The sequence below is a fragment of the Polaribacter sp. IC073 genome (assembly GCF_007997075.1).
In the GTDB taxonomy this organism is placed as follows: Bacteria; Bacteroidota; Bacteroidia; order Flavobacteriales; family Flavobacteriaceae; genus Polaribacter.
This window is the reverse complement of the sequence record NZ_VORS01000005.1, coordinates 318,281-329,879: the sequence shown is the minus strand read 5'-3', so window position 1 is coordinate 329,879 and position 11,599 is coordinate 318,281. Positions and strand designations below refer to the sequence as shown.

The 11,599-nt window shown below is 32.6% G+C and carries 8 protein-coding genes; 5 read left to right on the top strand and 3 right to left on the bottom strand.

Annotated elements, in window-relative coordinates; genetic code table 11:
• Positions 1-217: 217 nt before the first annotated feature.
• The 4 genes from ES045_RS09740 (at position 218) to ES045_RS09725 (ending at position 3,431) form a co-directional block, all read left to right on the top strand.
• Complete coding sequence (locus ES045_RS09740) at positions 218-499, top strand: hypothetical protein (RefSeq protein ID WP_147115921.1); 282 nt, start codon at positions 218-220, stop codon at positions 497-499.
• A 140-nt stretch (positions 500-639) separates the two neighbouring features.
• Entirely contained in the window at positions 640-1,155 is a 516-nt protein-coding gene (locus ES045_RS09735; RefSeq protein ID WP_147115919.1) for a hypothetical protein, read from the top strand.
• A 102-nt stretch (positions 1,156-1,257) separates the two neighbouring features.
• Positions 1,258-1,632 carry a hypothetical protein gene (locus ES045_RS09730; RefSeq protein ID WP_147115917.1) on the top strand — a complete coding sequence of 125 codons (375 nt, stop codon included), beginning with the start codon at positions 1,258-1,260 and terminating at the stop codon, positions 1,630-1,632.
• A gap of 173 nt (positions 1,633-1,805) precedes the next feature.
• Entirely contained in the window at positions 1,806-3,431 is a 1,626-nt protein-coding gene (locus tag ES045_RS09725) for a M28 family metallopeptidase (protein ID WP_147115914.1), read from the top strand.
• 235 nt (positions 3,432-3,666) lie between these two features.
• Here the strand turns inward: ES045_RS09725 and gatB/aspS are convergent, their stop codons facing one another.
• The 3 genes from gatB/aspS to ES045_RS09710 are packed head-to-tail and all read right to left on the bottom strand — an operon-like array spanning position 3,667 to position 8,667.
• Positions 3,667-7,005: a bifunctional amidotransferase subunit GatB/aspartate--tRNA ligase AspS gene (gene gatB/aspS, locus ES045_RS09720; protein WP_147115911.1), complete on the bottom strand. Its 3,339-nt coding sequence runs from the start codon at positions 7,003-7,005 to the stop codon at positions 3,667-3,669.
• Positions 7,005-8,399 (bottom strand): amidase family protein, encoded by a 1,395-nt coding sequence (locus tag ES045_RS09715; RefSeq protein ID WP_147115909.1) that lies wholly within the window; start codon positions 8,397-8,399, stop codon positions 7,005-7,007. The genes gatB/aspS and ES045_RS09715 overlap by 1 nt, the downstream gene beginning before the upstream one ends.
• 1 nt (position 8,400) lies before the next feature.
• On the bottom strand, positions 8,401-8,667 hold the full coding sequence (locus ES045_RS09710) for a hypothetical protein (RefSeq protein WP_189663071.1): 267 nt from the start codon (positions 8,665-8,667) through the stop codon (positions 8,401-8,403).
• An 804-nt stretch (positions 8,668-9,471) separates the two neighbouring features.
• Here ES045_RS09710 and gyrB point away from each other — a divergent pair.
• The gene (gene gyrB, locus ES045_RS09705) at positions 9,472-11,412 is read left to right on the top strand and encodes a DNA topoisomerase (ATP-hydrolyzing) subunit B (RefSeq protein WP_147115907.1); all 1,941 of its coding nucleotides are present in this window, start codon (positions 9,472-9,474) and stop codon (positions 11,410-11,412) included.
• The last annotated feature ends 187 nt before the right edge of the window (positions 11,413-11,599 follow it).

The window sequence follows — 11,599 nt, the reverse complement described above, 5'->3', positions numbered from 1 at the left end:
TTTTGTCTTAATGCCCGAATTTAACAGTTCTACAATCATAACTTTAAATTCATTGTCATACTTTTTTACCATAAGTCAAATATAAAATTTATAACCTCGTAAAAATCGTCACATCAAATGTAGACACTCCACTTTCAATGCTATTATTGCCACTGGTAATTTGGATTTACTTGATAGAGATTTCGCGAAAAAAATACAAGAACAAAACTCATACCAGTTGACCATTCTGAAATTAGTTGATTTTAATTTAAAAATTGCTGCAGATGTTGGTAAGAATTATATCCAAAATTATCCTCTGAACAGTCCTTTTAATGCAATTAATGGAAAAATTATGGATTCTTTTTGGCAACAAACTAATGAAAACAAACTGAAAATAGATTTAAATGCTGTTCTAACTTCGAAAATATTTGCTCTTACCGTAGTTAATGAAGGAAGAACGATGTTGTTAGAAAAGACAAAAAAAATAATTTCGGAAATTGACCAAAAAATTGAAGATTAATTGAACATAAAGAACAACGAAAGCCGTATATAATTTATTGCTAGTTCTAGCCTACTTACGAAAATTCTCGTGGACTTTCTATCTGTGTTTTATTTACGAAATTTACTACTTAAACACGCAACTAGCCTTATACAAAAACATTGGCAACATTTGAACTCACTCAAATCAATAATATGTCTGAATATTTAGAAAAATATAATATTGAAACTGAATTTGAAATAAAGAAAGTTCGCGATATAATTAAGAAAATGTTTCGTGAATCAAATAGTTCTCTTAAAGGAAAATTTATTGGCTCAATGAATAATGACACTTTTTTTGGTTCCACAAATTATAATGTGAACATAACTGTAAAAGGAAAAGTTTTTAAAGAAAAAGAAAAGACATTTATAAGTATGACTATATCAGATACAAGTCCAAATTATTCAACTATTGAGAATACTTTTCTAATCATATTTTTAACTATCGTATTAATAATTATCGCATCTAATAAATCAACTGACTTTTTACATTATTTAGTACCAATAGTAATTTTCGGAATGACTTTTTTAGGACTGAAAATATTCAGAATTATTATCAAGTATTTTAAACCGAGTTTGAAAAATTCAGCGGAGTTAATTGCGAAAGAAATAAATGGAAAAATAAAAAACGTTGGCTAACACCTTGTAAAAAAAAATGCTAAATTAGTGCTTAACTAAAGGCAGTTGCATTTTTGCAAACTTCATTTCACAACAACGTTAGTTGCAATAAAAACTGAAAGAATGAAATTTAAGAGTTTATTATTTATTATTTTATTTTTAATCGTTCATGTAACCTTTAGTCAATCTGAAGTCAAAAAAGACTCCACTTCGAATTCAAAAATTGAAGAAAAAGAAAAAACTGAAAACCCTAAAGAATATATTAGGAAAGAAACTATTGGGGGAAAACTAGACTTCAGTAAATTGTATGTTGGTTATGGGGCGAAAAATGCTCAACATAAAGCCTATCTCTATTCGGTTGCAACTTGGACATATGCTGTAAAAAACTTAGGAATTAAAAGCAAAAAAGACATCATTAAGCTTTGGGAAGAAATATATAAACGAAAGATGAAAAAAGATGAAAAAAAAGCTATTGAATTAGGGCTTAAATCCGAGTAATACTGGTTGTTAACACCGTATGAAATTAATTTCTGCAAATGGCTTACTTACGAAAGTCTAAACGGACTTTCTTGTTCCGTAATTTATTTAGTAACTTCACTACTTAAAACACACAACTAAGGTTATACAAAAACCTTGCAATAATTAAATCGTATATTCAATTTATAATACCAATGATAAAAAATTATTTGAAAATTTTAGTGGTACTAACAGTACTCTTTAGCAGTTGTAAAAGTAACAAGGAATTCAACGAAAACACCGTAGAAGTAGATCAAACAACTATTGGAAATCACATTGAAAGGCTAGCATCAGATGAATTTCTAGGAAGAAAACCATTTACTGAAGGAGAAGTAAAAACCGTGAATTATTTAAAAAATGAGTTTGAGAAACTCGGACTTTTACCAGGAAATGGTGATCGTTTTTTTCAAGATGTTCCAATGGTAGAAATCACAGGAACTCCTTCTGAAAACATGACGATTAGCAGCAAAAATAAAAGTTTTAATTTAGCTTACTTAAAAGATTTTGTAGCCACCACAAATAAAACAGTCCCAAAAGTAAGTCTTGAAAACTCCGAACTTGTGTTTGCTGGTTATGGGATTGTTGCTCCCGAATATGGGTGGAATGATTATGAGGGCATCGACTGGAAAGGAAAAACAGCCGTTGTTTTAATCAATGACCCGGGCTTTAAATCTGCAGATTCAACATTGTTTAAAGGCAACGCAATGACTTATTATGGCCGTTGGACGTACAAATATGAAGAAGCAGCAAGACAAGGTGCAGCTGGAGTAATTATCATTCATGAAACAGAACCAGCTTCTTATGGCTGGAATGTGGTAGAATCTAGCTGGAGTGGTGCTAGATTGGTCATTGAAAGTGATGCACCTCTTTTAGCCGTAGAATCTTGGATAAGTAATGAAAGTGCCCAAAAAATATTTGAGCAATCAGCCATGAAAGCACAAGATTATAAAACGATTGCACACGATAAAGATTTTCAACCTATTCCTCTAAATTTAAGAGTTTCAGTTGGTATTGAGAATGAAATTAAAAAAGACGTTTCTAAAGATGTAGTGGCCATGATACCGGGTACCGATCAAAAGGATGAATTCATCATCTATTCTGCACATTGGGATCATTTAGGCGTAGGCAAACCCATAGAAGGTGATTCTATTTACAATGGAGCTGTAGATAATGCTACAGGAACAGCTGGTTTATTAGCGATAGCAGAAACGTTTAAGAAAAGTAAACCTACAAAGCGATCTATTGTATTTATCGCGTTAACTGGAGAAGAACAAGGCTTGTTAGGCTCTGCCTATTATGCTGCATACCCTATATTCGATCCAGAAAAAACGGTTGCCAATATAAATATGGATGCAATTTTTAGTCTAGGACAAATGAAAGATCTAACTATTACAGGTTATGGTCAGTCTGAAATGGATGAATATGCCAAAGTAGCAGCCGAAGAACAAAATAGATATATCATTCCAGATCCAGTGGCAGAAAAAGGCTATTTCTTCAGATCAGACCACTTTAATTTTGCTAAACTTGGAATCCCTGCTTTGTACGCTAGCGGTACTTATGAAGGATTTGATAATAGCATTGAAGAAATTAAAGCCTATAAAGATTATTATGAAAAATTTAAATACCATCAGGTAGCAGATAATTACGATGCTAAAACCTTTGAATTGAGTGGTATTAGACTAGACCTTCAGCTGTTTTTTAATGTAGGTTTGAAATTATCTAATGAAGATTATTTTCCAAAATGGTATGATAGCAGTGAGTTTAAAGCAGCTAGAAAATAAATTAAAACTAATGCCAGCAGTGTGTATAATTAATTGCTGCCTTTTAGCTTACTTACGAAAATCTAAAACAAACTTTCTGAGCTCTTGCTTTATTTACGAACTTCATTGCTTAAAGCATACAACTAATCTTATACAAAAACGCTTACACGAATATTTTATTAGTACTCATTTTTAATAAAAACAAAAAAAATCTCGCTTTCGCGAGATTTTTATATTTTTAAGAATTCTTTAAAAATTACTTTCTAATAATCCGAACATTCATCTCTTCCACTTTCTTATCTGATAAAATAGAAGGCGCATTAAATAATAGATCTTCAGAAGAACCCGTTTTAGGAAACGCCATGACTTCTCTAATAGATGCTTTCTTTTCTAAAATCATCATTAAACGATCTACTCCCCAAGCAATTCCCCCGTGCGGTGGCGCTCCGTATTGGAAAGCTTTATACATCGTTCCCACACTTTTCATCATTTCGTCTTTATTATACCCCATATTTTTATAGGTTGCTTCTAAAATCTCTGATTTGTGTGCACGAACAGAACCTCCACCAATCTCATAACCGTTTAAGATTAAATCGTATTGTTGGGCGATAATTGTTCCTATTTCCTCTCCTTCACCATTCATATGCTTGTCTAAATCGTAAATTGCTGGCATAGAAAAAGGGTTGTGTGTAAACGTCCATCTTCCTTCGTCTGTTTTTTCAAACATTGGAAAATCTACTACCCACGCTGGTCTTAATTCTTTCGGATTAATCAACTTAAAGATACGTCCCATTTCTTGACGAACAGCATCTAAAGCTTTATTTGCGGTAGCATAATCTGCTGCTGAGAAAAATACGATATCACCAACTTGAGCATCTGTTGCTTTTATAATATTTGCTGCAATTTCTTCTCCTAAAAACTTAATAATTGGCGATTGTAAATCGTTTTCATTTACAATAATATACGCCAAACCACCTAAACCATTTTGTTGTGCAATAGCTGTTAAATTTTCAATCTGACCTTTAGAAGCTCTTTTGTTTCCTTGTTCTTTCGCAGAAACCTTGATACATTTTACAATTCCGCCTTCATCAATTGGCTTGCTAAAAACCTGAAAAGTGGTATCTTTTACAATGCCCGTAATATCTTGCATTTGCAAACCGTAACGTAAATCTGGTCGATCACAACCATATTTATCCATCGCGTTTTTATAGGTAATCACTTCAAAAGGGTGTAAAATCCATTTTTTTCCATAGATTTTACGCACTACTTCATTAAACATTTTAGTGTTTAAATCGATGATTTGCTGCATACTTGCGTACGCCATTTCAATATCTAATTGTGTAAATTCTGGCTGTCTGTCTCCACGAGAGTCTTCGTCTCTAAAACAACGTGCTATTTGAAAATACTTTTCAAAACCACCCACCATTAACATTTGTTTAAATTGTTGTGGCGCTTGTGGTAATGTATAAAATAAACCAGATTGTTTTCTTGTAGGTACAATAAACTCTCTTGCTCCTTCGTCTGTTCCTGCAGTTAAAATTGGTGTTTCTATTTCTAAAAACTCTTCTTCATCTAAAATATCACGTAGTAATTTAATTACTTTGTGTCTGTTTACAATTGCGCTGCGAACCTCATCATTTCTATGGTCTAAAAATTTGTATTCGAAACGGACTTTCTCATTACTTTTTGCAGCTCTTTTAATTTCAAAAGGCAACGTTTTAGAAAGGTTTAGTATTTCTAATTCTGATGTTTCTAACTCTAACTTACCCGTTCTTAAACCTGCATTGTAATCATCTTCATTACGTTGAACAACAATACCAGTTACAGAAATTACAGATTCCGTTTTTAACTTGACCAATTCATCTAAATTAGGAAACGACTGGCTACTTAAACGGACTTGAAAAATTTGAGTACTAGAATCTCTTAAGTCGATAAACATTAATTCACCATGATCTCTAACACTAGAAACCCAACCAGATAAGGTTACTTTCTCGTTAATTGATGCTGCTGTTAATTGAGAAATTTTATGTGTTCTGTATTCTTCTTTTATGATGATTGGAACTTGCGCTAATTCTTCTTCTTGGTTATTGGTTTCTAGTTTTTTATTGCTAGTTTCCAATGTTTCATTTCCTGTTTCTTGTTTCTTGTCTCTTGTTTCTTTTCCAGAAAGTTGCTCTATAATCCCAGTACGAATTACTTTTCCTGAAGCTCCTTTACCAATTATTGCAATTACTTTACCAACAAGAATACCTGCTTTTCCTTGGTTTCCGTTTTTAATATCTGTTGCAATTACTTCATTTTCTAAAACTACTTTTGCGATTGCTGCAGTAATTTTATCTTCTGAAATGGTATTCTCATCAAAATACTTTTTATAATCGAAATTAGCATCTTTTAAGTAAGATGTGATTCCGTTTTGGACTAAAACAGACGTAATTTTATCCGCTTTAAACAAATGAAATATTTCAACTAAATCGTTAATTTGATGAATGTTTTCATAGGCATCTGCACCCATATTATTTACCAATGTTTTTGCAACAAAAGACGGATCTTGAATTGCATCATTCAGTGTCATAAATGTTTTAGAACGAATGGCATCCGCAGTAAAAAACTTGGCATCTTGTGGTAAAACACCCCCTTTTATCAACACCGTTTCTACTGCATAAGGCAATGCACTGGTATCTATTTTAATCCCTTCCACAACCTCTTTTATAGATACAAAAGGCAAATCTGGTTCAGAAATAAAGCGATAATCTGCTTCAAATTCCTTTTTTCGCATGGTTTTGGTTTGCTTTAAATCGGCATCCCATAAAACCGTTGTTTGGTCTGGTCTAAAATCTTTGTGCTCTATAAAGTAGTTTAATTGCTTTTCAATTTCCTCCTTTAAAGCTTCCACCATAAACTTAAAAGAATTTAAGTTTTTAATTTCTGTTCTTGGGTTTAAATCGGTTGTTCCTATTTTTCTTAAGGAAACTGAAACATCAGACTTAAACTCTCCTTTTTCTAAATTTGCTTCAGAAATACCTAAATTCTGAACAATTCTCTGAATATATTGTGCATACGTTGATGCATCTTCAATATTACGAATACAAGGGTCTGTTACAATTTCTATTAATGGAACCCCTGCTTTATTAAAATCTACCAAAGAAATTTTCTTCTCGTGCATTAATTTCGCAGCATCTTCTTCGATATGCGTTTGCGTTAAACTTACTGTAAATTCAGATCCGTCATTTCTATAACAAGAAACGTTACCATCTGGAATTACAGGATTGTGAAACTGTGTTATTTGTATATTCTTCGGATTGTCTGGGTATTCATAATGCTTACGATCCCAAGAAGTAACCTCGTTAGAAAAGGTAGAGTTTACTGCTTTCCCAAAATAAATAGCTTTTGTAATTGCTTCTTTATTTATAGCTGGTAAAACCCCCATTTGTCCTGTACAAACCGAACAAATATTTGTATTCGGAACTTCCGTTTCTTCATTAGGGCAAGAACAAAATAATTTGGATTTAGTATTTAAACGAACGTGCGTTTCTATACCGATAATCAATTCTAAATCGTGAGCTTTTAAAGCTTCATTTAAGTGCGCTTGTTCCATTATAAAATATCGTTTAAGAAGTTAGAAAACTGTAAAACTTCCGCATCTTTTTTCTTGCCTGCTGTAATTTGTAATCCTGTTGAAGTTCCTTTAGGAATGGTTAACGTAGGTAATGCTCCCAAACTAAAACCTACCGTATATGCATCTGACAAATACATTGCCAAAGGATCATTTAAACTCTCGCCAATTTTTGGTGGATTTGCAGGTGTTACTGGAGATAAAACTACATCTACAGTTTCAAAGTCTTCACTAAATCTTGCAGAAATTTGATTTCTTAAATTTTGTGCTTTTAAGTAAATTTCATCAGAAAAACCTTGTGATAATACTTGGTTTCCACCAACAATTCTTCTTTTGGTTTCTTCAGAAAACTTTTCTGATCGTGTAATAGCATACGTGTCTTTTAAATTCTTCCCTTCTACTCTATCACCGTAATTTGTACCGTCTAATCTCGATAAATTAGAAGCCGTTTCTGCCATTGCCAGCGTGTAGTACGTAGAAACCAATACATCCGCATTAAAGAAATCTAATGCTTTTACTTTAATTCCTTTGGCTTTTATTTTTTCTAAAGTTGATAAGAAATCGGCTTTAATTTCTTTGCTTATTGCGTCACTTTCAATAAAATTGGTATAATACCCAACCGTTTTTACTTTGGATGTATGTAGGTCTTCAGAAACTACCTCAGAAACATAACTAGTTTGATCTCTTACATCTTTTCCGCTCATCACATTTAAGACAATCCGAATGTCTTCAATAGATTTTGCAATGGGCCCAACACAATCTGTAGAAGATGCGTACGCCATTAAACCGTATCTAGAAATTCTACCATACGTTGGTTTAAATCCGTATACTTTATTGTAACCTGCGGGTTGGCGAATAGAACCTCCTGTGTCTCCACCAATTGAAAAAACAGTATAGTCTTTTGCAACGTTTACCGCAGAACCGCCACTAGAACCTCCACCAACTAATTCTGAATTTATAGCATTTTTTACGGCGCCGAAAATGGTGTTTTCAGAAGAAGAACCATGTCCGAAAGCATCACAATTTTCTTTTACTAAAGGAATAGCGCCTGCATCTAACAATTTCTGAATAGAAGTTGCCGTATACGCCGCTTTGTATTTTTTTAGCAAGTTAGAACTTGCAGTGGTATACGTTCCTTGTACCATGTACACATCTTTAATTCCGAAAGGAATTCCTTCTAACAAACCAATTTCTTCACCATTTTCTATTTTTGCATCTACTTTTTTAGCCAATGCCAAAGCAGTTTCGGCTAATAAAGAATTTACAGTATTGTGCGTATTTTGTTTTAATAGACCTAACTTTTCTTGCACCAAACTTGTGCAAGTAATTTCTTTAGACATCAATTGTTGATGTATCTTTTTTATCTGCGACTCCATATTAATCTTCTATCACTTTAGCAACCACTAAAAATCCGTTTTTTTCTCTTGGAAAGTTTTCTCTGATAATTTCTTTTTCTAAGGATGAACTTTCCACAATTACATCTTCTCTTAAATCATCTAAAGACACCACATTATTATGAACCGTATTTGTAGCATTATTATTCTGATTGGCATTTTTAATTACATCAAATAATTTATTCACCGATTCCGATGGTTTTGCTCCTTTAATACTAGACAAAATGTCTACTGTCATTATTTTACTCATGTCTTTAAATTTTAGTGAAACTCTATTTTGAAAATAGCGAAGCTATGAATTCAAAATTATTCGTTGAACTAATCCCGCTTTTTCAGCAGAATCTTTTGTTTTATATCCCGATACGCTATCTAGAAATAGTATAATTATTTCTTTCTTAAATACTTTGATGACGCTGCATCAAAACATTTACCTTTAATTCAAAAAAAGCCTTCCAAAAATTTGGAAGGCTTTATATATTTTTAAACAACAACCTTCCGTTCTAAAAATTAGAATTATTGAAATTACGATTGTTATTATTAATTGTCATGTTATTTTCTGTATGCACAAATATATATAGAAAAAATGGTTCAAAAACCTCTTTTTTATGATTTTATAGCACTGTTGAAGTATCTGTAAAATATTGATATTTAATTAGTGATATTGTAAAATAAGGCTAAAAAGCCATCAATAAATTTAAGATCGATCATCCTTAAAACTACAAAAACTATTTTTTTTATTAAATTACTGAAACAACAAGTTAAAACTAGCGGTATTTTAATGATATAAAAGAAATTCGAATATCTAAAATAAAACTTTTAAGCCATTTTTAAAATATCAAAGCCTAACCCCATATTAATGAACATTAAAATTCCATATAAAATCATTTTTAAGCGATTTAAGACACTTTTAAGAAATCAACAAATGTTGATAATTATAAGCTAAAACCACTAAAAAGCTTTTAAATAGCCTTTAAAAGTCGTAGATTTGAGTTTATTAAATTCGTTTTTAACAGACGAGTTTTATCAACCTAAAAACTAATAATTCACTTTTATAATGAGCGAAGAAAAAAAAACATATAGTTATGATGCTTCCAGTATTCAGGCATTGGAAGGAATGGAACATGTAAGAATGCGTCCATCAATGTATATTGGAGATGTTGGTACGCGTGGTTTACACCATTTGGTCTATGAAGTTGTAGACAACTCTATTGATGAAGCAATGGGTGGTTATTGTGATACCATTGATGTGACTATTAATGAAAACAACTCTGTTACAACAAAAGATAACGGACGTGGAATTCCTGTAGGAATCCACGAGAAAGAAGGCGTTTCTGCTTTACAAGTAGTAATGACAAAGATTGGCGCTGGTGGTAAATTCGACAAAGACTCTTATAAAGTTTCTGGTGGTTTACACGGCGTTGGAGTTTCTTGTGTAAATGCACTTTCAGAGCTTTTAACAGCAACCGTTCATAAAGAAGGAAAAGTTTGGCAACAAGAATATTCTGAAGGAAAAGCTTTATACCCTGTTAAAACAATAGGAGAAAGTGATTTTACAGGTACTATTGTTACTTTCTTACCAGACAAAACAATCTTTAAACAAACTACAGAATTCAATTACGATACCTTAGCAACGCGTATGCGTGAATTGTCTTTCTTAAATAAAGGAATTACAATTACTTTAACAGATAAACGCAACACTGATGACGAAGGGAATTTTATTTCTGAAGTTTTTCATAGTGATGAAGGTTTACCAGAATTTATAAAATATTTAGATTCTACGCGTGAGCAATTAACGTCGCAGGTAATTTCTATGGAAGGTGAAAAAAATGGAATTCCTGTTGAAGTTGCCATGGTGTACAATACTTCGTATGCAGAAAACTTACATTCGTATGTAAACAATATCAACACGCACGAAGGAGGAACCCATTTATCTGGTTTTAGAAGAGGTTTAACACATACCTTAAAAAAATATGCAGATGAATCTGGATTGCTAAAAAACGTAAAATTTGAAATTGCTGGTGATGATTTCCGTGAAGGATTAACAGCCATTATTTCTGTAAAAGTACAAGAACCACAATTTGAAGGGCAAACGAAAACCAAGTTAGGAAACAGAGAAGTTTCTGCTGCAGTATCGCAAGCAGTTTCAGAAATGTTAACAGACTATTTAGAAGAAAACCCTAACGATGCTAAAATAATTGTTCAAAAAGTAATTTTAGCAGCAACCGCAAGACACGCAGCACGTAAAGCCAGAGAAATGGTACAACGTAAAACGGTAATGTCTATTGGTGGTTTGCCTGGGAAATTATCTGATTGTTCAGAAACGGACCCTGCTCAATGTGAAATTTTCTTAGTTGAGGGAGATTCAGCAGGTGGAACAGCAAAGCAAGGTAGAGACCGTAACTTTCAAGCAATTCTTCCACTACGTGGTAAAATATTGAATGTTGAAAAAGCAATGCAACACAAAGTTTTTGAAAACGAAGAGATCAAAAACATGTTTACTGCCTTAGGTGTTTCTATCGGTACAGAAGAAGACCCAAGAGCCTTAAACTTATCTAAAGTAAGATACCATAAAGTAGTTATTATGTGTGATGCCGATGTAGATGGTTCGCATATTGCTACCTTAATATTAACGTTCTTTTTTAGATACATGAAAGAAATGGTAGAGCAAGGGTATATTTACATTGCAACACCACCTTTATATTTAGTAAAAAAAGGACAGAAAAGAGAATATGCTTGGGATGATGACCAACGTGATGTTATTGCAAAAAACATGGGAGGCTCTGTATCTATTCAACGTTATAAAGGTCTAGGAGAAATGAACGCAGAACAACTTTGGGACACTACAATGAACCCTGAGTTTAGAACGCTACGTAAAGTGGTAATTGATAGTCCTGCAGAAGCAGATAGAGTTTTCTCTATGCTAATGGGAGACGAAGTACCACCTCGTAGAGAGTTTATAGAAAAGAATGCGAAATATGCAAAAATTGATGTTTAGATCTTAAGCAATATCTAAACAAAAATAAAAAACCCCAACCATACGTTGGGGTTTTTTAATACCTAGAAGTAGGTGTTTTTCCTTATTATAGGTAAAAAACAAACTGCTTTAACTGCTATTTTAACATAATTTTATATATTCGCTATTATATCGTCCTAACTATTTATTAAACATCATTAATTAAACT

Coding starts and splice junctions, on each gene's coding strand:
- ES045_RS09730 (WP_147115917.1), top strand. CDS start 1,258: ATGAAATTTAAGAGTTTATTATTTATTATTTTATTTTTAATCGTTCAT.
- ES045_RS09725 (WP_147115914.1), top strand. CDS start 1,806: ATGATAAAAAATTATTTGAAAATTTTAGTGGTACTAACAGTACTCTTT.
- gatB/aspS (WP_147115911.1), bottom strand. CDS start 7,005: ATGGAACAAGCGCACTTAAATGAAGCTTTAAAAGCTCACGATTTAGAA.
- ES045_RS09715 (WP_147115909.1), bottom strand. CDS start 8,399: ATGGAGTCGCAGATAAAAAAGATACATCAACAATTGATGTCTAAAGAA.
- ES045_RS09710 (WP_189663071.1), bottom strand. CDS start 8,667: ATGAGTAAAATAATGACAGTAGACATTTTGTCTAGTATTAAAGGAGCA.
- gyrB (WP_147115907.1), top strand. CDS start 9,472: ATGAGCGAAGAAAAAAAAACATATAGTTATGATGCTTCCAGTATTCAG.